Here is a 20,609-nt window from a genome sequence, read left to right as displayed (position 1 = left end):
AGGAGCATGCAGTAGTTCAGGGCGTGCAGGAACCGGCCCTGCCCGATCCACCGCTTCTCGTCCACCAGCGTGCGCTGCATGACGGCGATCTGACCTGCCGGGCCGCCGAACGTCTGCCAGGAGATCGCGAACCAGGCGCGCACGGCGGTGCGGAACGGGACCAGTTCCCGCGGGGAGGCAGCCGGCGGGCCGGCGCCGTCCTGCTCGGTGCTCATGTATCTCCTGCGGTCGGACGGTGGAGTCCTGCACACGGGACGCGACCACTCAGCCGGCGCCGTCCGCCCTCCTGAGCTCGGCGAGGTCGTCGAACGTGCGGACCAGGACGGAGCGCCGGGCCTCCTTGAACGCCGTCGAAGGGCCGAGCCCGTCGATCGCACTCTCCCAGATCTTCATGAACGTGATCTTCCACGTCTCGATCGTCGCGACCTCCGGGAGCAGGACACCGACGTGGTTCGTGCGGGCGAGCACCGCCAACAGCTCGAGGTTCGCCGGGACTGCCACACCCCAGTACTCGTCGGGCTCCAGCCGCACCGGGTCTCCGGACATCGCCTCGGCGACCTCGGTGACGAGCTGGTCGGTGAGGCGCGACAGGTGGTCTGCGGCCGTGTCGTCGTCAAAGTTGCCCGGCCCCCAGGTACCCACGCGGCTCCCTCTCGTTCGTCGTCCGGTGCCGACGTCCGCCACCGCCTGACCAGGGGCGGACGGTGTCGTGGTGTCGGTGCGCGGGGCACGCCCGCAGCACGCCAAGGCTACTCGTCAGCCCACCTCGTCAGCCCACCGATCCAGACCCCGGCCGGTAGCGGCCCGGAGGATCAGGGACGTGCGAGATAGACGTCGTCGTCCGACCCGTACTCGCCGCCCGCCTGCACCTCGACACCCGATCCCAGCGTGGCGTGAACGTCCGGCACGAGGTCCGGCGCCATGATGATCTCGTCCGCGAGCGGGCCTGTGAGCTCGGGCGGGTGGCCTGCGGCGCCCAGGGCCTGGGCGACGGCCGCGGCGGCCACGGTCGCACCGCCCGCACTGCGGTACAGCGCCTCCTGGGACTGCCGGTCCACACCCGCCGCGACCTGGCGGGGCCGTTCCACTCCCGCGCCGGTCACGTCCGCACCGATCTCGTACCGCGCGCGGACCATCTGCCGCAGGCCGCCTGGGTCGACCAGCACCTCCAGGCCGGCCCTGAGCACGTCGCCGAGAGGTCCGAAGTTGAGGGTGATGCTGAGCGGGCTCCCGTAGGAGATGCTGCGGACGGCGATCGCGTAGTCGGCCATGTACTGCACCGCTTCTGCCGCGGGCACGATGATCGGCAGGCTGGCTGCCTCGGCGATGCGCTGTGGATAGGCGACGTCGAAGCCAGACTCGCCCAGCGCCTGTGGGCCGAACACGTGACGGTGATGCTCCGCCGCCCGGTCGACCAGTCCGGTCATCATCGGGGAGGGGCCCAGGACGATCCCACCCCGGGCGGCAGGCCGCCCCTCGAAGGCCAGTGCGACGTCCGAGGAGAGCGCCAGGTGGCCGACGGCGATCGCCGCCGCAGCCCGGACCCACGCCTTGGGCAGATAGGTCGCGGTGGAGCCCGACAAGCCACGCAGAGCACCTGGCATCGTGAGTATGACGTCGGCCGACATACTCGGATGCTAAGTCCCGGTGCCGTTGTCAGCAGCGGGCCGGACGGATGAACTTCCGCTCCGGCCGGAATCCCGGACCTGCTCGCCGCCCACGAGCCAGTGGTTCTATCCTCAGAGGTACCCAGAACCCGAGGTGGGGCTCATGCACCGGTTGTCGGCACACGAAGTTCTCACGCTCGCCTATCAGGTCGCCTTCCCGGCAGCCCCCGACCGGACGCACCTGCTGAACGTCCAGGACAGTGCGGGGACCCGCGGCGCCGTCCTGGAGATCTGTCCGTACAGCCTGAGGATGGTCGATCGGACCGATCCGGACGCCCCCTACGAGTGGCAGCTCACCGATCCGGACGGGCTGCAGTCCGCCGCACAGTCCGGAACCGAAGGGCAAGCACACCGCGTCGCCAGGGACTGGGTGGTCGAGACCGTGGCACGTGGCAAGAAACCCTCTGCGGCTCAGCTGAAAGCGATGCGGGCCAGGAGATAGACCAGCAGGTCTACCATTATCCGGCCTGGTCGGGCGCCAGAGCCGAGATCCAGGTGGTGCTCACACTGACCTGCTGACGGGTCCGATCTGTTGTCTTGGTATCGGCTGGGATCGTTGGCGCCCGACGGACTGGCAAGAACTTGTTGCGGACTGGGTGCGGACCGATGCTCAGCCGAGTACATCGCTCATCGCGAGCTGGGCAATCGCACCAACAGCCCCCTTCAGTGGAGGCCGGAAGCGCGGCACCGCCAACCTTCCGACGTCTCGGCGTTCCGTTGAGGCATCAACTCCAGGTCACGTCAGCGGCCGAGACGACGAGGCTTCCCAAGCTGTTCACCGTATGGACCCCATGCTTGAACGTCACCTGAACCCCTTTGGCATCGATGAATCCGATATCTGCTTCGATCCAGAACTCGATAGGAAATCTCGACCCAGGGGTGATGTCCAGCGTTGTGAGAACGGGAATCTTATCGATGATGCGGTGGTCCTCACCACCGGCATCGCGGACGGAAGCCTCGATGAATCCGGGAAAGTCGTCTGACTCCCACCCAACGACCCTCGCCCTCACTCTTGCCATCAGGGCAGCCTACGATGACGCGTGGTTTCGCTGCGTCGCCTCACGTCCTCACGCCGCGTGCGATGTGTCCTCATGGCAGAAGGCTGTTGAACACCTGGCGTGCCAACTCCGCGGGCTCCTGACCCTCGACGTGCAGGCGAAGGCCGCTCGGCAGGTGTGGCAGATGATGCGCGTAAGCCTCGTGCTCAGCACGGAGGAACCTTGGATCCTTGCTCACCCCGCGTCCGGAATCTGCTCTCGCCCGGGCGAGAGAGGCGTCGAAGTCCGCCGTCAGCACTACGTGGAGAACGTCGGTGCCCCCGCTCACCTGGTCAAGGACCTGTTGCACTTCGGTCGGGTTGGAGGTGCCTTCGTCGACCACGATGTCGATGCCCGTGGCCAGCCAGGAACCGACTAGCTGCGCATGGATCCCATGGGCCCAATCCCAGTTCGGAAGCGTCGGCAGTGCCATCTCCGCGACGGTGTCGAGGTCGGTGAGCGCCACCGAGAAGCCCTCCAGCCGCAACAGCCGGACCAGTTCGGCGGCCAGCGTGCTCTTCCCGGACGCGATTGGACCGCTGATCATGACCAGCCGCGAACACGCACGGCGGTGGGCCTTGTCGATCATGAGCTGACCGTGTTCCCGAACGGCTTCGCCAACAGCACTACCCGATCGCTCTCGACGTCGAACCCGAGTAGGGGATGGTGCCCGTCGCCGCCTTCGGAGCTCATCAGCACTGGTTTCGCCACCTGCCGTCCAATCGCGGAGAGGAACTCGCAGAACAGGTCGAGGCGGTCCTGCCCCTGGAGTTCCCGCAGGTCGACGTCAAAGTCGATCTCGTCCGCCGAGTGGAAGCGGAAGATCGCCAATGCGTCGGCGGCGAACCAGACCCGCAGGTCTGGGCTCGCGGCATCCGACGCACGCGACAGAACGGTTTCCGCGCCCCGAGCCGACGCTGAAGGATGCCCGTGGGCCAGGATTCAGTCATGAGGTCCGATCACGAGCTTCGCTTTGACGTCACACTCGGCCGCTGCCGAGTGCGAGGGCGGATGTACGCGGCCGTCGATCCGGGCTCGATCTGTGCTTCGGTCTCCAGCTACCTCGACGATCAGCCCATCGAGGGCTTGGAGGAGTGTCCTGCTACCGCACTTCCGGTGCCGCTCGTGGGAGGGCTGTCGGTTACTGATCTTCCACCACACAGATTCGCTTACTCGTGGGGCATTCTGGGTGCGGCGGTCAAGCACGTAACCTCATCGCCAGGGAGCCGAGTCGAGTACCGTCGGGCCGTCGTCGAGCCCGGGGCGGAGTGCGTGGTGTTCCTCGCGCTCGTCCTCGGAGATGAAGTGTCAGATCGGCGCGCCGCTGCGTTGGATCTATGGGGCGAGGGCGACGACCCGCTTGGCCGGGTTCGGCTCCGAGTGATCCGGCCTGGCGAAATCGAACATCTCGGCGACTTCTGACACCCCAATCAGGTGTGCCACCCGCGCCGCGTGGGGGAACGGCACACCTGGCACATCCTCAGGCGCGAGCACTCACCTGCGACAACACCCCGATTCCCGTGGGGGAACCGTGGGGGAATGGGTGGCCCTGAGGGCCACTTCTGTCCACCCCTGACCCGAGGGGTCAGAAGCGTTACCGCAGGTCAACCGACATTCGGCCTGGTCGGACGACCAGGCCGAAACCCGGGTGGTGCTCAGACGTTGAAGCGGAACTCCACCACGTCGCCGTCCTGCATCACGTAGTCCTTGCCCTCGATGCGGGCCTTGCCCGCCGCCTTCGCCCCGGCCACGGAGCCGGTCTCGACAAGGTCGTCGAACGAGATGACCTCCGCCTTGATGAATCCCCGCTCGAAGTCGGTGTGGATCACGCCGGCGGCCTGCGGTGCCGTCCAGCCCCGGTGGATGGTCCAGGCGCGCGACTCCTTGGGGCCCGCGGTGAGGTAGGTCTGCAGGCCGAGCGTGTCGAAGCCGACCCGGGCGAGCTGGTCCAGGCCGGACTCCTCCTGGCCGGTCTCCGCGAGCATCTCGGCGGCCTCGTCGGGCTCGAGCTCGACGAGCTCAGACTCGAACTTCGCGTCCAGGAAGATCGCCTGCGCGGGCGCGACCACCTTGCGCAGCGCCTCCTGGGAGGCGGTGTCGGCCAGGCCGGTGTCGTCCGTGTTGAAGACGTAGATGAACGGCTTGGCCGTCATGAGCTGCAGGCTCGCGATCTCGGCGAGGTCCAGGCCGGCGTCCGCGGCGCCCTGGTAGAGCGTCACGCCGCTGTCGAGGATCTCCTGCGCCTTCTTGGCGGCCGCGTACAGGACGGGGTCGCCGCGCTTGATCTTGACCTCCTTCTCCATCCTCGGCAGCGCCTTCTCGAGGGTCTGGAGGTCGGCGAGGATGAGCTCGGTGGAGATCGTCTCGATGTCGCCGGGGGCGTCGAGAGAGCCGTCGACGCGCACCACGTCCGGGTCGTCGAAGGCGCGCGTGACCTGGCAGATCGCATCGGCCTCGCGGATGTTCGCCAGGAACTTGTTGCCCAGGCCCTCACCCTCGGAGGCGCCCTTGACGATGCCCGCGATGTCCACGAACGACACCGTGGCCGGCAGGATCCGCTGGCTCTCGAAGATCTCGGCCAGCTTGGTCAGCCGCTCGTCGGGCAGGGAGACCACGCCGATGTTGGGCTCGATCGTGGCGAACGGGTAGTTCGCCGCGAGCACCTGGTTGCGGGTCAGAGCGTTGAAGAGGGTGGACTTGCCGACGTTGGGCAGGCCGACGATGCCGATAGTGAGAGCCACGGGGCGCAAGTTTACGTGGACGCGGCGGCGCCCGCGTCGATCAGGTCCAGGTCCCGGGTCGCGAACTGGTGGTGCTGCCACTCCTCGGAGAGGATCACCGAGACGCACTGCGCCGCGACGAACGCCTCGGACTGGTCCATCCAGGGCGGCGGCTCGGCCGGGCTGCCCGCCTGCTCCGGCGAGACGGCGGCCAGATACTCCCGCACCTCACGCAGCCGGCCCCGGCGCACCTCCAGTACCTCCTCGTACGGCGGCGCCGCCGCCAGGTCGATCCCGAGGCCCGGCGCCCCCGCGGCGAACCCCGAGTGCGGCACGCCGGCCGGCCAGAACACACCGTCCCGCTGCCCCTGCGCGCCCCAGCGCAGCCAGCCGTCGGTGCAGAAGACGAGGTGCCGCAGGGTCTGGGCGAACGACCACTCGTCGTCGACCGAGACGTCCACCGTGCCCGGAGGCATTGAGGCGACCCGCTCGACCGCGGCCTCCCACATGCGGTCATAGGCGTCCAGAGCCGCGCGGAGGCCGGCGAGCGTGCGGTCCTGGAGCAGCGCGCGCTCCGGGTACCGCCGGTTCAGTTCCGCCTCGACCAGGGGCTCCACCTCGACGCCGTTGATGCGCAGGTCGTAGATGTAGCCGTCGATGTCGGCACCGGCCAGCTCGACACCACGCATCCGCACACCGTTCAGGGCCACCTCGCGGAACGAGGCGCCGCTCATGTCGGCGTCGCGCACGACGGCGCCGCGGAGGTCGGCGCCCTCGATGCCGTCGACGCGTCCTGTGATCTGGTTCATGCGGGCGACGCTACGCCGGGCCTCTGACATCCGGCCCGGGCGCCCCGGGCCGCAGGCCCAGATCGCACGGGCCGGGCCCGGGGCTCACGGGAACGACTGCACCTGCTGCAGCAGCTCCGGCAGGCGCCGGTCGTACACGCGGGCGCCGAACCGCACCGCCAGCACCAGGACGAGCACGCCGTACAGCACGCCGACGACGAGGGTGGCGACGCCCCACAGCACCCCGCCCAGCACCAGGGCGGCGATCCCCACGGCGAACACCGGGACCGACAGCCCCAGGGTGATCACGAAGCCGATGCCCTGCGACACCATGGTGGCCACGGCGGCGCCCTGCGGAGACTTCAGCGGACTCTCGCCCGGCTTGGCCACCGGGTAGACGAGCCGCGCGGAGACGGCGCACGCCACGGCGGTGCTGACCAGCAGGGAGCCGAAGGCCAGCCCCAGCAGCGGCAGCATGAGGTGCCAGGCATCGGCGACCCAGACCGACGCGATCACGGTGGCCGCGGTGACCACGGGTCCCACGGTGAGCATCGGGATGGCCCGACCCCACCGGTCCGCCCGGCCGTCGACGCCGGAGGCGACGTGCAGCGCGAACGCCGTGTTGTCGTAGGCGATGTCGTTCGAGATGCTGAAGCCGAGGATCCAGGCCACGAACGGCCCCGTCGCGAGCAGCAGGAAGTAGTTGCCCGTGCTCTGGCCGGAGAAGTACATGATCACGGGCAGCAGCGGGACGATCGCCAGGGACCCCGAGTAGCGCGGGTCGCGCAACCAGTACGTGGCGGTCCGCGCCGTCACGGCCCAGGTGGGCGAGAACGGGACCCGGCCGAACGCGCCGAGACCCTTCGCCCGGCCACCGCCGCCGTCACCGACCGGCGGGCGCTCCAGCGCGCGGCCCAGCGCGCGGTCCCAGACCAGCCAGGCCAGCGCGATCGTGCCGAGCGCGACGGCGAGCCGCCCCGCCAGACCGGCCCAGTCGCCGTCGTGCGCGGTGCCCGCGAGCGCCCAGGCCGCGCCGAACGGCGTCCACCCCACGAAGCCGGCCGCCTGCTCGAAGACGGGCAGGAGCTGCACGCCCGTGCTGCCTTCGGGCTCCGCCTCCATGGACACCTCGACGCCGTTGGCGAGCCAGCCGATCATCGGGCCGATCGACACCACGAGCACGAGGGCCACGAGCGTGACGACCTCGCGGTAGCGCCGGGACTCGAGCACGGGCGCCAGCAGCGTGGTGATGGCGCGGGAACCGATGACGCAGGTCGCGACGCCGAGCGTCCCGCCGGCGAGCGCCACCAGCAGCGTGCCCGGCTCCAGCACCCAGGCGAAGGAGGTGCCGAGGACGACCAGGACGGTCGCGATGCCGGGCACGGAGACCAGGCCCGCGACGGCCAGCCCGGCCACGAGGGTGCGCCGGGGTATCGCGAAGGTGGCGAACCGGTGCGGGTCCAGCGTGGCGTCGACGCCGAACGCGAAGATCGGGATGATCCACCAGCCCAGGACGGTCAGGGCCCCGCCGAGCGTGATCGCCAGCCCGGCCCACGCCGGGTCCTGCAGCACGCCGAGGCCGACGACGGCGACGACGACCAGGCCGACGACGCTGAGGGCGTACAGCGAGGCGACGACCAGGCCGATCGTCTGCCACACGCTCTTGCGGAACGTGTTGCCCATCAGCGTCAGCTTGAGGGTCAGGAACCGCGCAACCATGAGAGCCCCTCCGAGTGCTGGCGACCGCCGACGAGGTCGACGAACCGGTCCTCCAGGCTCTGCTCCCCGCGCACCTCGTCGACGGTGCCCGCGGCGAGGACCTGCCCCGCCGCCATCACCGCGACGTGGTCGCACATGCGCTGCACCAGGTCCATCACGTGGCTGGAGACGATCACGGTGCCGCCGCCCGACACGTAGTCCTTGAGGATGTCGCGGATGTTGGCCGCGCTCACGGGGTCCACCGCCTCGAACGGCTCGTCCAGGACGAGGGTGCGCGGGGCGTGGATCATGGCGCTGCCCAGCGCGATCTTCTTGGTCATGCCCGCGGAGTAGTCGACGACGAAGGTGTCGGCGTCGGCGCCGAGGTCGAACGCCTGGAGCAGGTCGTTCGTGCGCTCGACGACGGTGGCCTTGTCCATGCCGCGCAGCATCCCCGCGTAGGTGAGGAGCTGGCGGCCGGTCAGCCGGTCGAAGAGACGGACGCCGTCGGGCAGGACGCCGAGGGTGGCCTTGGCCTCGTCGGGCCGGGCCCAGAGGTCCACGCCCTGCACCCACGCGGTACCGAAGTCCGGGCGGAGCAGGCCGGTGGCCATCGAGAGCATGGTGGTCTTGCCCGCGCCGTTGGGGCCGACCAGGCCGTAGAACGAGCCGCGCGGTACGTCGAGGCTGACGCCGGAGACGGCGATCTTCTGCCCGAACCGCTTCCAGAGGCCGCGGACGCTGAGCGCTGCCGACGGGTCGTACGGGGGCGGCTCCGGGGCGTCCTGCGGGCCGGCACTGCCCGGCGGGTCTGGGTCGACTGGGGTCGTCATGGCAACCAACCTAGCCGGGACCTCCGACGCACCGGATCCGACGCGAGGATGAGTGCGGGTGATAGACCGTCCGTCTCCGGTCGGACAACGTCACCTGCGGCGATACGGGACCGATGTCCGGCGCATACCGGACGATCGGGGCGGCTCGGGGTGTCGGCGTACGGGACTGTCGGTGGCTCGTGGCAGCCTGTCGCCCATGGACATCGCCGCAACGATTCTGCTGGCCCTCGGCGCCCTCGTCGTCGGTGCGCTGCTGGGGTGGCTCGGGCACGCGCAGCGCAGCACCTCGGCCGTGCGCGAGTCGGACCTGGAAGCCGTGCGTCTGCGCGCCCAGGTCGAGGCGGCCGAACGGCAGGTGGAGGCCGCGCGGGACCGCGCGGACGAGCAGATCACCGACGCCCGCGAGCGCGCCGCCGAGCAGATCGCGGCCGCCCGCACCGAGCAGGAACACGCACGGCGCCAGTTCCAGGCGCTCGCCGGCGACGCGCTGGACGCCAACAGCAAGCGGTTCCTGGAGCTCGCGGAGGAGCGGCTCAAGCGGTCGGCGTCGGCCGGGGAACAGGCCCTCGCCCAGCGCGAGCAGGCCGTGAAGTCGCTGGTGGACCCACTGACCAAGGCCGTCGAGCTGGTGCGCAGCGAGGTGCTCCAGGCGGAGAAGGCCCGTATCGAGGGTCAGGGCGCCCTGGTCGAGCAGATGCGCAATGTCGCCGAGGTTTCGACCGACCTGCGCAACGGCACGGCAGACCTGGTCACGGCGCTGCGCTCGTCCCAGACCCGCGGCGCGTGGGGCGAGCTGCAGCTCCGCAAGGTCGTGGAGTCCGCGGGCATGATCAACCGCGTCGACTTCACCGAGCAGGCGCAGGTCACCACGGAGGACGGCATCCTCCGCCCGGACATGGTCATCAACCTCGCCGGTGGCAAGCGCGTCGTCGTCGACTCCAAGGTCGCGTTCCTGGGCTTCCTGGAGGCCCAGCAGTCCGACGACGCCGCGTACCGCGAGCAGCGCCTCGACGCTCACGTGCGGCACATGCGCAAGCACGTGGACGACCTGGCCGGCAAGAAGTACTGGAACCAGTTCGAGCCGGCGCCGGAGTTCGTCGTGATGTTCGTGCCCGCCGAGGCGTTCCTCTCGGCGTCCCTGGAGCGCGCGCCCGAGCTGCTGGAGTACGCGGCGCAGAAGAACGTCATCATCGCCACGCCCACCACGATGCTCGCGCTGCTGCGCACCGTCGCCTACGCCTGGCGGCAGGAGGCCCTCGCGGAGAACGCGCAGCGGGTGCTCTCCGTCGGCAAGGAGCTGTACGCGCGCCTGGTCACGATGACCGGCCACGTCACCCGGACGGGACGCGCGCTGGAGTCGGCGACCAAGAGCTACAACCAGATGATCGGCTCGCTCGAGCGCAACGTGCTGACGTCGGCCCGCCGGATGGTCGAGCTCGACGTGGTCGACGAGAAGGACGGCATCGAGGAGATCCGGGGCATCGAGGAGGTGCCGCGGCCGATCACCAAGCCCGAGCTGCTGGCCGCCGAGGAGGGCGGCATCGTCGCGATCGACCGGGCGCAGGACCAGGAGGCCGACGGGATCCTGGTGCAGGCGCTGGAGGTCACGGAGCTCGCGGTGACCGACAAGCGCGCGCTGGAGGCTGTCGAGGACGCCGCAGCCAAGAAGAACGCCCAGAAGGACAGCGCGGCGGGCTGACGCCCCGGCAGATCGAAGTGGCCGGTAGAACGTCAGGTGGTCGGCAACCCGGGTTGCCGACCACCTGACGTTCTACCGATCACCCGGGCTACGGCCCGCGGGCCGCCGGGCAGCAGAGCTCATGCCTGCGGGAGCTCCGTGCGGGACTCGCGACGGGGACGCTTGGTCTCCTCGCCCGCGGCCTTGAGGCCGGCGCGCAGCTCGCGCGGCAGCGAGAACATGAGGTCCTCGGTCGCGGTCCGCACCTCGTCGACGGTGCCGAAGCCGTGCTCCGCGAGGTGCGCGATGACGTCCTGCACCAGGATCTCCGGCACCGACGCGCCCGAGGTCACGCCGACCGTGGTGACGCCCTCCAGCCACTCGTCCTTGATCTCCGTCTTGCGGTCCACGCGGTACGAGGCGGTGGCGCCCGCCTGGAGCGCCACCTCGACCAGCCGCACCGAGTTGGACGAGTTCGCCGAGCCGACCACGATGACCAGGTCGCACTCCGGCGCCAGCTTCTTCACCGCGACCTGGCGGTTCTGCGTGGCGTAGCAGATGTCGTCGCTGGGCGGGTCCTGCAGCGACGGGAACTTCTCGCGCAGCCGGCGGACGGTCTCCATGGTCTCGTCCACGGAGAGCGTGGTCTGCGAGATCCACACGACCTTGTCGGGGTCGCGCACCACGACCTGGTCGACCTCGTCGGGCGAGTTGACGATCTGCACGTGCTCGGGCGCCTCGCCGGCGGTGCCCTCGACCTCCTCGTGACCGGTGTGCCCGATCAGCAGGATGTCGTAGTCGTCCTTGGCGAACCGCACGGCCTCCTTGTGCACCTTGGTGACCAGGGGGCAGGTCGCGTCGATCGTGTCGAGGCTCCGCGCCACGGCCGAGGCGCGCACGGCGGGCGACACCCCGTGCGCGGAGAACACGAGCCGGCTGCCCTCGGGCACCTCGTCGGTCTCGTTGACGAAGATGGCGCCGCGCTCGCGCAGCGTCTCGACCACGTGCTTGTTGTGCACGATCTCCTTGCGCACGTACACGGGCGCGCCATAGGTCTCCAGGGCCTTCTCGACGGCGACCACGGCGCGGTCCACTCCGGCGCAATAACCACGGGGTGCAGCCAGCAGGACGCGCTTCGTCTTGGTCCGGGCAGGGCGCTCAGGGCTCGTGACACTCACAGGTTCAGTCTAGGGGCGGTGTGCGGAGGGCTTGTGTCGGTGGTGGGTGGCAGGGTTGGACACGTGACGGAACCGACCCAGCAGACCCTCCCGACCGAGCTGCCCCGCAAGGCGCTCGACACCACGCCCACCAGCCCCTGGCCGGTGCGCGTGCTCTCGGAGAAGATCAAGGGCTACATCGACAAGATGCCGCCGGTCTGGGTCGAGGGCCAGGTGGTGCAGTTCAACCTACGGCCTGGTTCGGGCATGCAGTGGCTGACGCTCCGCGACACGGACGCCGACGCGTCCCTGCCCGTGACGATCTTCTCGCGCGTGCTGAGCACCCTGGCGCAGCCGCCGGCCGAGGGCGACCACGTGGTGGTGCATGCCAAGCCCGTCTTCTGGACCAAGCGCGGCACCCTGCAGATGCAGGCGAACGAGATCAAGGCCGTCGGCGTGGGCGAGCTGCTGGCCCGGATCGAGGCCCTGAAGAGGGTGCTCGCCGCGGAGGGCCTGTTCGACGCCTCCCGCAAGCGCAGCCTCCCGTTCCTGCCCGCCGTCGTCGGGCTGGTCTGCGGGCGCGAGTCCAAGGCGGAGCACGACGTCGTGGTCAACGCGCGCGCCCGCTGGCCCCAGGTGCGGTTCGAGATCCGCGAGGTCGCGGTGCAGGGCGTCAACGCCGTCCGCGAGGTGTCGAACGCCATCACCGAGCTCGACCGGGACCCACGGGTCGACGTCATCGTCGTGGCACGCGGCGGCGGCTCGGTCGAGGACCTCCTGCCGTTCAGCAACGAGTCGCTGGTGCGCGCGGTGTCGCAGGTCCGCACGCCGCTGGTCAGCGCGATCGGGCACGAGACCGACGCACCGCTGCTCGACCTGGTCGCCGACTACCGCGCCTCCACCCCCACCGACGCCGCCAAGCGCATCGTGCCCGACGTCTCCGAGGAGCGGCTCCGCCTGACCCAGGCCCGCTCCCGCATGCGCGGCGCCGTCGCGGCCATGCTGGACCGCGAGCAGCGTGGGCTCGACGGCGTCCGGTCGCGCCCTGTCCTCGCGACGCCGCAGACCATGCTGGAGTCGCGCGAACGCGACGTCCTCCAGGCGATCCGGCACGGCCGGCACGCCCTCGACGCGCTGCTCCTGCGGGCGAGCGGCGAGATCGGCCGGCTCGGTGCCCAGGTCAGGGCGCTGTCGCCGGCCTCGACGCTGGAGCGCGGCTACGCCGTCGTGCAGCGCGCGGACGGCCACGTGGTGCGCCATCCCGACGACGTGACGGTCGGGGCCGGCGTGCACGTGCGCCTGGCACAGGGCGCGCTCGACGCGGAGGTCACCGCGACTATTCCCTAGGCCGGCGCACCAGCCGGTGTGAAGGTGGCGAGATGGACGCCCATGCGCTCGACGAGGCCCTGCGGAACCACTGGGGTCTGGACGCGACCACGGTCACCACCATCGACGGAGGCATGAACTCCAGGACGTGGCTGGTTCGTGCCGGTGACGCCTCCTACGTCGCCAAACGGGTCTCCGCGGCGGACGTCGAGCTGCTGGCAACAGGATGCTCGGTCGCCGAGCGGCTGGGCCGCGCGGGCTTGACCACCGGCAGGCCGGTGCGCACCGTGCTCGGCGCGCTCGTCGCACCGGACGAGCGCCTGGCGCTCCTCGAGCACGTCCCCGGCAGCGAGCTCGGCGGAACGACCGTCGAGGAGCAGCGCTGGATCGGGGCCACCCTGGCCCAGGTGCACCACGCCGGCGCCCCCGCACGACAGGGACCAGGCACCACCGGGTTCTTCGGTTGGCTGACGGCGGACGCGCCCGGCGTGCGCAACCACCCCTGGCTCCCCCGCGCGGTGGACACAGCCCGTGGCGCGACCGACCGCCTGACCGTCACCTGGTCCGTCCTGCACACCGATCCCGCGCCCGAGGCGTTCCGGTACGACGCCGCCGCCGACGCCGTCGGCCTGATCGACTGGACGGGCGCGTGCCGCGGCCCGGTGCTCTACGACGTCGCCTCCGCCGTGATGTATCTCGGCGGGCCGGAGCGAGCGGGGGCGTTCCTCGACGCCTACTCGGCCGCGGGCCCGCTCGACGCGTCCGAGCTGCGTCACCTCGACGCGTTCCGCCGGTTCCGCTTCGCGGTACGGGCCGCGTACTTCGCCCGGAGGCTGACCGAGCGTGACCTGACCGGCATCCGCGACCAGCGCGACAACGAGAACGGACTGGAGGACGCCCGGCGCGGCCTGGAACGTCTCGCAACGCCAGCCTCAGGCGAACCGAAATAGCGGACAGTACCTGTCCGCCTCTCCTGGAAAGGTAGCTGTCATGACCGAGAACACCGCACTCACTCCGTTCCGCATCGACATCCCCCAGGCCGATCTCGACGACCTGCACGACCGCCTCGCACGCACCCGGCGGCCGGTCCCCGTCCCCGGCCGCGTCGACCGCGCGGACTTCAGCCGCGGCATCCCGCAGGCCTACCTCACGGAGCTCGCCGAGTACTGGCGCGACGGGTTCGACTGGCGCGCCCAGGAGGCCGCGCTCAACGCCTACGAGCAGTTCACCACCGTCGTCGACGGCCAGACGTTCCACGTCGTGCACGCGCGCTCGGCCGACCCGGACGCCACCCCGCTCGTCCTGAACCACGGCTGGCCGGGTTCGTTCGTCGAGTACCAGCGCCTGATCCCGCTGCTCACCGACAAGTTCCACGTGGTGATCCCGTCGCTGCCGGGCTTCGGGTTCTCGACGCCGCTGTCCGGCACGGGCTGGGAGCTGGCCCGGACCACGGAGGCGTACGCCGAGATCATGACGCGGCTCGGCTACGAGCGGTTCGCCGCGCACGGCACCGACATCGGCGCGGGCATCACGGGCCGCCTCGCGGCGCTGTACCCGGAACGCGTCATCGGCACCCACGTCGGCAGCGACGGCCGGTCGCTCGGGATGGTCGGCGACAAGTTCCCGTACCCCGAGGGCCTGTCCGACGACGAGATCGCGCAGATCGAGGCGGTCCGGGCCAAGGACGTGGCCGAGCGCGGCTACTTCGAGATGCAGAACCATCGCCCCGACACGATCGGCGCGGCCCTGGTCGACTCCCCCGTGGGCCAGCTCGCATGGATCGCCGAGAAGTTCCAGACCTGGACCAACCCCACCCGCCCGACGCCGGACGAGTCGGTCGACCGTGACCAGCTCCTGACGAACGTCAGCCTGTACTGGTTCACCCGCAGCGGCGCCTCCAGCGCGCAGTTCTACTGGGAGTCGGAGCACTCCGGCCTCGACTGGCTCGCCCCCTCCGGAGTGCCGGCCGGCTGGGTCGTGTTCGACACGCACCCGCTGATGCGCCGCGCGCTCGACCCGTGGAACGCCGTCAGCCACTGGAGCGAGCACGCCGAGGGCGGGCACTTCCCCGCGATGGAGGAGCCCGAGCTGCTCGCGGACGACATCCACGACTTCTTCCGCGGCCTCGACTGAACTGGCCTCCGCCCACCAGTTCCCGGCCGGCGTGACCCTGCCCACACATCCTCGATAACATAGCATCGCAGTGTTATGTTTTAGGGGTTCGAGGAGACCGTGGAGAAGAAGGAGCAGGACGATGACCGTCAAGCTGGTGCACCCCGAAGGCGTCAACCGCGTCGACGTCCACCACCAGGTGGCCGACACGCAGGGTTCGCGCACCATCTACCTCGCCGGCCAGGTGTCGTGGGACACCGAGGGCAACCTCGTGGGCCGAGACGACGTGGCCGCACAGGCAGAGAAGGCCTACCTCAACATCGCCGCCGCGCTCGACGCGGTCGGGGCGACGGCGGCCGACCTGGCCAAGGTCACCGTCTACATCGTCGACCTCGACGAGGCGAAGGCCGAGCAGTTCGTCATCGGGCGTGAGCGGGCGGCCGCCACACTGGGCGTCGAGTTCCAGCAGCCGAGCACCTGGATCGGCGTCACCTCGCTCGCCGCGCCGGGCTACTTGGTCGAGGTCGACGCCATCGCCGTGCTGCCCTGAGGGGGGCGCAGCGCGACCCAGCCGGCCTCGACCGAGCGCCGGCACACCGCGGGATCGTCGCCGGCCGCGACGATCACCGCGGTGAGCAGGGGAACGCCCGAGGCGAGGGTGCGCCGGGAGGCGACCCGGCTCACCACCAGGGACACGATCCCGTGGCTCACGGTCCAGACCTCGGTGGCGAGCCGCTCGGGGTCGGCGTCCTCGGCGATGCGGCCCGCGTCGCGACAGCGCCGCGCGGCACGCACGAGGTAGCCGAGGGTCGCCTCGGCGGCCGCGACGTCCTCGAGCTCGACGGTCGCGTCGAACATGACCCGGTAGAGGTCGGGGAACTCGAGCGCGTTGACGACGTAGGCCGCCACCCCCGCCACGAGGTCCTCGACGGGGTCCTCCGGCACGGCGAGGGTCTCGAACCGCGCCGCCAGCCGGGTGAAACCCTCCTGGCGCAGCGCGCGCCACACCCCGTCCATCCCGCCGAAGTAGGTGTAGACCGCCATCGTCGAGACCCCGGTCCCGTCGACGAGCGACCGCAGCGTGATCGGTTCGCGCTCGCGCAGCATCCGCGCCGCACGCTCCAGGAGCTGCGTGCGCACCGCCGGATCCTTCTGCCTCGCCATGCGGGAATCCTATGACATGGCACTGCCATGAAAAGGGCGCGCCGCGCCCCTAGCCCCGGCGGGCCACGAACACCCATTCGAGGCCCGGCCGGTCGGGCGCGTCCAGCACCTCCTCGACCGTGAACCCGGCGGCAGCCAGCGACGCCTCGATCTCGTCACGCTCCCGGAACCGCAGCGTCGAGACCGAGGTGACCACGTCGCCGTCGGGCAACAGGCCGGACGGGAAGCGGTAGGTGTGCTGGAAGGTGACCAGCGGGAGCGTGGCCTCCAGGAGGTCGGTCCAGGTCTCGACCTCGCCGACGCCGGGGATCGTGCGGCGGGCCGACCAGTGCTCGCGGGTCCACCGGAGCCAGGCCTGTCGCGCCGGGACCCGGGTCTCGAACACGAGGACGCCGCCCGGACGGAGCGCGTCCTGGACCGCCGCGAGCGCCCGCGCCCAGTCGTCGTCGCTCGTGAAGACCTGTGCCACGTTGCCCGTCATCGTCACGAGGTCGGCCGCGAGGCCCAGCCCGGCGACGGCGTCGGCCCCGCCCTCGACCCAGGTGACGTCCTCGGCGCCGGGCTTGCGGCGGGCCACCTCCAGGGACGCGGCGGCGGGGTCGACGCCGGTCACGTCGAGGCCGCGCGCGGCCAGCAGCAGGGCGAGCACGCCGGTGCCGCAGCCGACGTCGAGCACGCTGCGGGCGCCCAGCCGCTCGGCGAGGCCGACGTACAGATCGAGGTCGCTGCGGTCGTCGTCGAAGGCGTCGTAGAGGCGCGCGAGGCGGGGGTCCACGAAGATCGGGTCGGGTGTGGTCATGGCAACAATGTTCACCTACCGTCGGACCAGGCCCAAGGCCATTCGGTCGCGTACGGTCAGGAGGGTATCGAGGCGCGCGACCGGACGAGACACCGGCCGTGCGCGAACGACCGGTGTCTCCCCCGGGGAGAACTGCGCGACCCCAGGAGAGCACGATGACAGGCGATGTGGACACGCTCGATGACGCCGCGGAGGTCTTCGCGTCGGCCCGCCGCCGGCTGTTCGGCATCGCCTACCGCATGCTCGGCTCCGCCGCGGAGGCCGAGGACGTGGTGCAGGAGACCTGGGTGCGGTGGCAGACGACGGACCGCTCGGTGGTCGTGAACCCGCAGGCCTTCCTGACGACGGCGGCGACCCGGCTGGCGATCAACGTGCTGCAGAGCGCGCGGTCACGGCGCGAGACGTACATCGGTCCGTGGCTGCCGGAGCCGGTGGACACCAGCGACGACCCGACGCTCGGCGCGGAGCGGGCGGAGGCGCTGGACGTCGCCGTACTGGTGCTGCTCGAGAAGCTCTCCCCCACGGAGCGCGCCGCGTACGTGCTGCGTGAGGCGTTCGACTACGGGTACCCGGAGATCGCCCAGATCGTGGGCGTCTCCCCCACCGCGACCCGCCAGCTCGTGAGCCGGGCCCGCAAGCACCTCGCCTCGGAGCGCACCAACGCGGTGAGCGACACGGCCCGCCGTGAGCTGCTCACCGCGTTCCTCGCCGCGGCCCGGGTGGGCGACGTCGCCCGGCTGGAGCGGCTGTTCGCCGAGGACGTCGTGACGCGCGCCGACAGCAACGGCCGCGCCAAGCACGTCGCCCGGGTCGCGGTCCAGGGCCGGAACAAGGTGGCCCGCGTCCTGTCGTCGTTCGCCGAGACCTTCTGGGCGGGCATCACCACGCGTCCGGTCGAGGTCAACGGCGCCGAGGGCTTCGCGATGGAGCGGGACGGCGTGCTGGTCGGCGTCCTGTCCGCCACGGTGTCCGACGGGGGCGTGCAGGAGCTGATGTGGCAGATGAACCCGGACAAGATGGCGCCGCTCCGGCGGGCCTGGGCGGACCAGGCCACGCCGGAGGCCGGCACCGCGGACGCTACGCCTGAGCCGCCCGCCACTGGTCGTAGCTGACCTCGCCGAGCTGGGCCTCCCCCGCGGGGACGAGCTCGGCGTCCTTGAGCTCCGCCCCGAAGTAGGTCGCGCTCGGGTCGGCGCGCACCTCGCGGGGGTCGTCCTTCGAGGCGAGGTGCTTGCGCACGATCTCGTCGAACCCGAAGGCGTCCGGGCCGGCGATCTCCATGGTCGCGCCGAGCGGCGTGCCCGCGGCGGTCCGGCCGACGAACCTGGCGACGTCCGCCGAGGCGATCGGCTGGAAGCGGACGGGCGCGATGTGGACGACGCCGTCGACGGTCGCCGTGTCGGCGATCGCGGCGAGGAACTCGAAGAACTGCGTGGACCGGACGATCGACCAGCCCGAGCCGGAGGCCTTGACCAGGTCCTCCTGCACGACCTTGGCGCGCATGTAGCCGGAGTCGATGCCGTCGGCGCCCACGATCGAGAGGATCACGTGGTGCTGTACGCCGGCCTTCTTCTCCGCCTCGAGCAGGTTGGTCGTCGAGGTGCGGAAGAAGTTGGTGACGTCCTCCTCGGCGAACGACGGCGAGTTGCTGAGGTCGATCACCACCTGCGCGCCCTCGAGCACCTCGTCAAGACCCTCACCGGTCAGGGTGTTCACGCCGGTCTGGGGCGCGGCGGCGACCGCCTCGTGCCCGTGCGCCTCCAGATTCCTCACGACCTGGCTGCCGACGAGGCCCGTGCCGCCGATGACCACGATCTTCATGGTGTGCTCCTTGGTTGGCGATGTTCGCGGACGGGCCGGGACGGCCCGTCACGTGTTCGACCGGGAGCACCCCGGATCTGTGACAGGCGCCGCTCAGCGCTCCCGCTCGACCCGCCGCTCGTCCCAGACGGGCTCCGGCGTCTCGCGCACGATGCCGTCGGAGCCGAAGACCAGGTACCGGTCGAACGACCGCGCGAACCAGCGGTCGTGCGTCACGGCCAGCACGGTGCCGTCGAAGGACTCCAAGCCCTCCTGCAGCGCCTCGGCCGACTCCAGGTCGAGGTTGTCGGTGGGCTCGTCGAGCAGCAGCGCCGTCGAGCCCGCGAGCTCGAGCAGGAGGATCTGGAACCGGGCCTGCTGGCCGCCGGACAGCCGGTCGAACGGCCGCTCGGCCGCCACGGTGAGCTCGTAGCGCCGCAGCCGTGCCATCGCCTTGCCCTTGTCCTGCGCGTGGTCCTCCCACAGGATGTCGAGCAGCGCGCGCCCGAACAGCTCGGGGTGGGCGTGCGTCTGGGCGAAGTGGCCGGCGACCACGCGCGCCCCGAGCTTCCACGAGCCTGAGTGCGCGACGTCGCCGCCCGCGAGCAGCCGCAGGAAGTGGGACTTGCCCGACCCGTTGGAGCCCAGCACCGCGACCCGCTCGCCGTAGAAGATCTCCAGGTCGAACGGCTTCATGAGCCCGGTGAGCTCCAGCCCCGCGCAGGTCACGGCGCGCAGGCCCGTGCGCCCGCCGCGCAGGTGCATCGTGATGTCCTGCTCGCGCGGCGGCTCGGGCGGCGGGCCGACCTCCTCGAACTTGCGCAGGCGGGTCTGCGCCGCCCGGTAGCGCGAGGCCATGTCGGGGCTGCTCGCGGCCTGGTTGCGCAGGGTCAGCACGAGCTTCTTGAGCTGGGCGTGCTTCTCGTCCCAGCGCCGGCGCAGCTCCTCGAACCGCGCGAACCGCTCGCGCCGCGCCTCGTGGAACGTGGCGAACCCGCCGCCGTGCACCCAGGCGTCGGCCCCGGCCGGGCCGGGCTCCAGCGACACGATGCGGTCGGCCACCGTCGAGAGCAGCTCCCGGTCGTGCGACACGAACAGGACGGTCTTGCGGGTGGCCCTGAGCTGTTCCTCCAGCCAGCGCTTGCCCGGCACGTCCAGATAGTTGTCCGGCTCGTCGAGCAGCAGGACCTCGTCGGTGCCGCGCAGCAGCGCCTCCAGCACGAGCCGCTTCTGCTCGCCGCCCGACATGGTCCGCACCTCGCGGAACTGCGCGCGGTCGTAGGGCACGCCGAGTGCGGCCATGGTGCACACGTCCCAGAGCGTCTCGGCCTCGTACCCACGCACCTCGGCCCAGTCCGACAGGGCCTGCGCGTACGCCATCTGGGCGTCCTCGTCGTCGACGGTGAGCATCGCGTGCTCGGCCTCGTCGACCGCGCGGGCCGCCTGCTGCAGGCGCGCGTCGGAGACGGAGACCAGCAGGTCGCGCACCGTGGTCTCGTCGCGCACCGAGCCCACGAACTGGCGCATCACGCCGAGCCCGCCGCTGACCACCACGGATCCGCCGTGCGGCTCCAGCTCGCCGGTGATGAGGCGCAGCAGCGTGGTCTTGCCCGCGCCGTTGGGGCCGACGATCGCCGTCGCGCTGCCCTCACCGACGCGGAACGAGACGTCCCCCAGGAGGGTCCGGCCGTCCGGCAGGTGGTACTCGGCGTGCGCGACTTCTAGATGGCCCATGGGTCACCATGGTCCGATGCCGGACCGGCCTGGACCAAACTGATTCCGGGCTCCGGGTCGGACGCTGGGTCTGCCGGACGTCGGGCCCGTCGACGT

At 70.9% G+C, this 20,609-nt stretch carries 23 protein-coding genes; 8 read left to right on the top strand and 15 right to left on the bottom strand.

What is annotated here, in order from left to right; all coding sequences use genetic code 11:
• The 3 genes from ACIPN7_RS26450 to ACIPN7_RS26440 all read right to left on the bottom strand — a co-directional run.
• On the bottom strand, nt 1–215 hold a 215-nt coding region (locus ACIPN7_RS26450; protein WP_400549584.1), incomplete at its 3' end, for a chromate transporter.
• A gap of 49 nt (nt 216–264) precedes the next feature.
• A complete protein-coding gene (locus tag ACIPN7_RS26445) occupies nt 265–642 on the bottom strand; it encodes a DUF4259 domain-containing protein (RefSeq protein WP_400549582.1) in 378 nt (125 codons plus the stop codon).
• A 170-nt stretch (nt 643–812) separates the two neighbouring features.
• A complete protein-coding gene (locus ACIPN7_RS26440) occupies nt 813–1,583 on the bottom strand; it encodes a hypothetical protein (RefSeq protein ID WP_400549580.1) in 771 nt (256 codons plus the stop codon).
• A 187-nt stretch (nt 1,584–1,770) separates the two neighbouring features.
• Here ACIPN7_RS26440 and ACIPN7_RS26435 point away from each other — a divergent pair, with 187 nt between their 5' ends.
• Entirely contained in the window at nt 1,771–2,109 is a 339-nt protein-coding gene (locus tag ACIPN7_RS26435) for a hypothetical protein (RefSeq protein WP_400549578.1), read from the top strand.
• 283 nt (nt 2,110–2,392) lie between these two features.
• Here the strand turns inward: ACIPN7_RS26435 and ACIPN7_RS26430 are convergent, their stop codons facing one another.
• The 3 genes from ACIPN7_RS26430 to ACIPN7_RS26420 all read right to left on the bottom strand — a co-directional run bounded on the left by ACIPN7_RS26430 (nt 2,393) and on the right by ACIPN7_RS26420 (nt 3,535).
• The gene (locus ACIPN7_RS26430) at nt 2,393–2,686 is read right to left on the bottom strand and encodes a hypothetical protein (protein ID WP_400549577.1); all 294 of its coding nucleotides are present in this window, start codon (nt 2,684–2,686) and stop codon (nt 2,393–2,395) included.
• A gap of 70 nt (nt 2,687–2,756) precedes the next feature.
• The gene (locus tag ACIPN7_RS26425) at nt 2,757–3,293 is read right to left on the bottom strand and encodes an AAA family ATPase (protein WP_400549575.1); all 537 of its coding nucleotides are present in this window, start codon (nt 3,291–3,293) and stop codon (nt 2,757–2,759) included.
• A complete protein-coding gene (locus ACIPN7_RS26420) occupies nt 3,290–3,535 on the bottom strand; it encodes a hypothetical protein (RefSeq protein WP_400549573.1) in 246 nt (81 codons plus the stop codon). Before ACIPN7_RS26420 ends, ACIPN7_RS26425 begins: the two co-directional genes overlap by 4 nt.
• A gap of 117 nt (nt 3,536–3,652) precedes the next feature.
• Between ACIPN7_RS26420 and ACIPN7_RS26415 the strand changes: the two genes are divergently transcribed.
• The gene (locus tag ACIPN7_RS26415; RefSeq protein ID WP_400549571.1) at nt 3,653–4,126 is read left to right on the top strand and encodes a hypothetical protein; all 474 of its coding nucleotides are present in this window, start codon (nt 3,653–3,655) and stop codon (nt 4,124–4,126) included.
• A 233-nt stretch (nt 4,127–4,359) separates the two neighbouring features.
• Here the strand turns inward: ACIPN7_RS26415 and ychF are convergent, their stop codons facing one another.
• The 4 genes from ychF to ACIPN7_RS26395 form a co-directional block, all read right to left on the bottom strand.
• Nucleotides 4,360–5,445 carry a redox-regulated ATPase YchF gene (ychF, locus tag ACIPN7_RS26410; RefSeq protein WP_400549569.1) on the bottom strand — a complete coding sequence of 362 codons (1,086 nt, stop codon included), beginning with the start codon at nt 5,443–5,445 and terminating at the stop codon, nt 4,360–4,362.
• Nucleotides 5,446–5,456: 11 nt separating this feature from the next.
• Nucleotides 5,457–6,233, bottom strand: a complete 777-nt coding sequence (locus ACIPN7_RS26405) for a DinB family protein (protein ID WP_400549567.1) — start codon at nt 6,231–6,233, stop codon at nt 5,457–5,459.
• 84 nt (nt 6,234–6,317) lie between these two features.
• On the bottom strand, nt 6,318–7,931 hold the full coding sequence (locus ACIPN7_RS26400) for a hypothetical protein (protein ID WP_400549565.1): 1,614 nt from the start codon (nt 7,929–7,931) through the stop codon (nt 6,318–6,320).
• Nucleotides 7,913–8,743 carry an ABC transporter ATP-binding protein gene (locus tag ACIPN7_RS26395; protein ID WP_400549563.1) on the bottom strand — a complete coding sequence of 277 codons (831 nt, stop codon included), beginning with the start codon at nt 8,741–8,743 and terminating at the stop codon, nt 7,913–7,915. The genes ACIPN7_RS26400 and ACIPN7_RS26395 overlap by 19 nt, the downstream gene beginning before the upstream one ends.
• A 196-nt stretch (nt 8,744–8,939) precedes the next feature.
• Here ACIPN7_RS26395 and rmuC point away from each other — a divergent pair, with 196 nt between their 5' ends.
• Nucleotides 8,940–10,442, top strand: coding sequence for a DNA recombination protein RmuC (gene rmuC / locus ACIPN7_RS26390; RefSeq protein WP_400549561.1), 1,503 nt, complete (start codon nt 8,940–8,942; stop codon nt 10,440–10,442).
• Between the two features lie 119 nt (nt 10,443–10,561).
• Here rmuC and ACIPN7_RS26385 read toward each other — a convergent pair whose 3' ends face one another.
• A complete protein-coding gene (locus tag ACIPN7_RS26385; protein WP_400549559.1) occupies nt 10,562–11,599 on the bottom strand; it encodes a 4-hydroxy-3-methylbut-2-enyl diphosphate reductase in 1,038 nt (345 codons plus the stop codon).
• Nucleotides 11,600–11,662: 63 nt separating this feature from the next.
• On the opposite strand from ACIPN7_RS26385, the gene xseA reads away from it, so the two are divergent.
• The 4 genes from xseA (at nt 11,663) to ACIPN7_RS26365 (ending at nt 15,566) form a co-directional block, all read left to right on the top strand.
• On the top strand, nt 11,663–12,925 hold the full coding sequence (gene xseA / locus ACIPN7_RS26380) for an exodeoxyribonuclease VII large subunit (protein ID WP_400549557.1): 1,263 nt from the start codon (nt 11,663–11,665) through the stop codon (nt 12,923–12,925).
• Nucleotides 12,926–12,957: 32 nt separating this feature from the next.
• On the top strand, nt 12,958–13,854 hold the full coding sequence (locus tag ACIPN7_RS26375; RefSeq protein ID WP_400549555.1) for a phosphotransferase enzyme family protein: 897 nt from the start codon (nt 12,958–12,960) through the stop codon (nt 13,852–13,854).
• A gap of 40 nt (nt 13,855–13,894) precedes the next feature.
• Nucleotides 13,895–15,037, top strand: a complete 1,143-nt coding sequence (locus tag ACIPN7_RS26370) for an epoxide hydrolase family protein (protein ID WP_400549553.1) — start codon at nt 13,895–13,897, stop codon at nt 15,035–15,037.
• Between the two features lie 121 nt (nt 15,038–15,158).
• Nucleotides 15,159–15,566: a RidA family protein gene (locus ACIPN7_RS26365; protein WP_400549551.1), complete on the top strand. Its 408-nt coding sequence runs from the start codon at nt 15,159–15,161 to the stop codon at nt 15,564–15,566.
• On the opposite strand, the gene ACIPN7_RS26360 is transcribed toward ACIPN7_RS26365, so the two are convergent.
• Nucleotides 15,527–16,180 (bottom strand): TetR/AcrR family transcriptional regulator, encoded by a 654-nt coding sequence (locus ACIPN7_RS26360; protein WP_400549549.1) that lies wholly within the window; start codon nt 16,178–16,180, stop codon nt 15,527–15,529. The two genes, ACIPN7_RS26365 and ACIPN7_RS26360, sit on opposite strands and share 40 nt — an antisense overlap.
• 49 nt (nt 16,181–16,229) lie before the next feature.
• Nucleotides 16,230–16,979, bottom strand: coding sequence for a class I SAM-dependent methyltransferase (locus tag ACIPN7_RS26355; RefSeq protein WP_400549547.1), 750 nt, complete (start codon nt 16,977–16,979; stop codon nt 16,230–16,232).
• A 155-nt stretch (nt 16,980–17,134) separates the two neighbouring features.
• On the opposite strand from ACIPN7_RS26355, the gene sigJ reads away from it, so the two are divergent.
• Nucleotides 17,135–18,091 (top strand): RNA polymerase sigma factor SigJ, encoded by a 957-nt coding sequence (sigJ, locus tag ACIPN7_RS26350; protein WP_400549545.1) that lies wholly within the window; start codon nt 17,135–17,137, stop codon nt 18,089–18,091.
• Here sigJ and ACIPN7_RS26345 read toward each other — a convergent pair.
• Both ACIPN7_RS26345 and ACIPN7_RS26340 read right to left on the bottom strand, forming a co-directional pair.
• On the bottom strand, nt 18,057–18,800 hold the full coding sequence (locus tag ACIPN7_RS26345; protein ID WP_400549543.1) for an SDR family oxidoreductase: 744 nt from the start codon (nt 18,798–18,800) through the stop codon (nt 18,057–18,059). The two genes, sigJ and ACIPN7_RS26345, sit on opposite strands and share 35 nt — an antisense overlap.
• 93 nt (nt 18,801–18,893) lie before the next feature.
• Complete coding sequence (locus ACIPN7_RS26340; RefSeq protein WP_400549541.1) at nt 18,894–20,513, bottom strand: ABC-F family ATP-binding cassette domain-containing protein; 1,620 nt, start codon at nt 20,511–20,513, stop codon at nt 18,894–18,896.
• Between the last annotated feature and the right edge of the window lie 96 nt (nt 20,514–20,609).

Source organism: Promicromonospora sp. NPDC090134, from assembly GCF_044746965.1.
GTDB lineage: Bacteria > Actinomycetota > Actinomycetes > Actinomycetales > Cellulomonadaceae > Promicromonospora.
Note: the sequence above shows the minus strand (reverse complement) of the source record. Positions and strands in the feature narration are given on the sequence as shown.

Bases quoted from the DNA above. Each gene is read 5' to 3' on its own strand.
- ACIPN7_RS26345 (WP_400549543.1), bottom strand. From the start codon at position 18,800: ATGAAGATCGTGGTCATCGGCGGCACGGGCCTCGTCGGCAGCCAGGTC.
- ACIPN7_RS26395 (WP_400549563.1), bottom strand. From the start codon at position 8,743: ATGACGACCCCAGTCGACCCAGACCCGCCGGGCAGTGCCGGCCCGCAG.
- ACIPN7_RS26375 (WP_400549555.1), top strand. From the start codon at position 12,958: ATGGACGCCCATGCGCTCGACGAGGCCCTGCGGAACCACTGGGGTCTG.
- ACIPN7_RS26360 (WP_400549549.1), bottom strand. From the start codon at position 16,180: ATGGCGAGGCAGAAGGATCCGGCGGTGCGCACGCAGCTCCTGGAGCGT.
- ACIPN7_RS26415 (WP_400549571.1), top strand. From the start codon at position 3,653: ATGAGGTCCGATCACGAGCTTCGCTTTGACGTCACACTCGGCCGCTGC.
- ACIPN7_RS26355 (WP_400549547.1), bottom strand. From the start codon at position 16,979: ATGACCACACCCGACCCGATCTTCGTGGACCCCCGCCTCGCGCGCCTC.
- rmuC (WP_400549561.1), top strand. From the start codon at position 8,940: ATGGACATCGCCGCAACGATTCTGCTGGCCCTCGGCGCCCTCGTCGTC.
- ACIPN7_RS26400 (WP_400549565.1), bottom strand. From the start codon at position 7,931: ATGGTTGCGCGGTTCCTGACCCTCAAGCTGACGCTGATGGGCAACACG.
- ACIPN7_RS26405 (WP_400549567.1), bottom strand. From the start codon at position 6,233: ATGAACCAGATCACAGGACGCGTCGACGGCATCGAGGGCGCCGACCTC.
- sigJ (WP_400549545.1), top strand. From the start codon at position 17,135: ATGACAGGCGATGTGGACACGCTCGATGACGCCGCGGAGGTCTTCGCG.
- ACIPN7_RS26430 (WP_400549577.1), bottom strand. From the start codon at position 2,686: ATGGCAAGAGTGAGGGCGAGGGTCGTTGGGTGGGAGTCAGACGACTTT.
- ACIPN7_RS26340 (WP_400549541.1), bottom strand. From the start codon at position 20,513: ATGGGCCATCTAGAAGTCGCGCACGCCGAGTACCACCTGCCGGACGGC.
- ACIPN7_RS26435 (WP_400549578.1), top strand. From the start codon at position 1,771: ATGCACCGGTTGTCGGCACACGAAGTTCTCACGCTCGCCTATCAGGTC.
- ACIPN7_RS26370 (WP_400549553.1), top strand. From the start codon at position 13,895: ATGACCGAGAACACCGCACTCACTCCGTTCCGCATCGACATCCCCCAG.
- ACIPN7_RS26425 (WP_400549575.1), bottom strand. From the start codon at position 3,293: ATGATCGACAAGGCCCACCGCCGTGCGTGTTCGCGGCTGGTCATGATC.
- ACIPN7_RS26365 (WP_400549551.1), top strand. From the start codon at position 15,159: ATGACCGTCAAGCTGGTGCACCCCGAAGGCGTCAACCGCGTCGACGTC.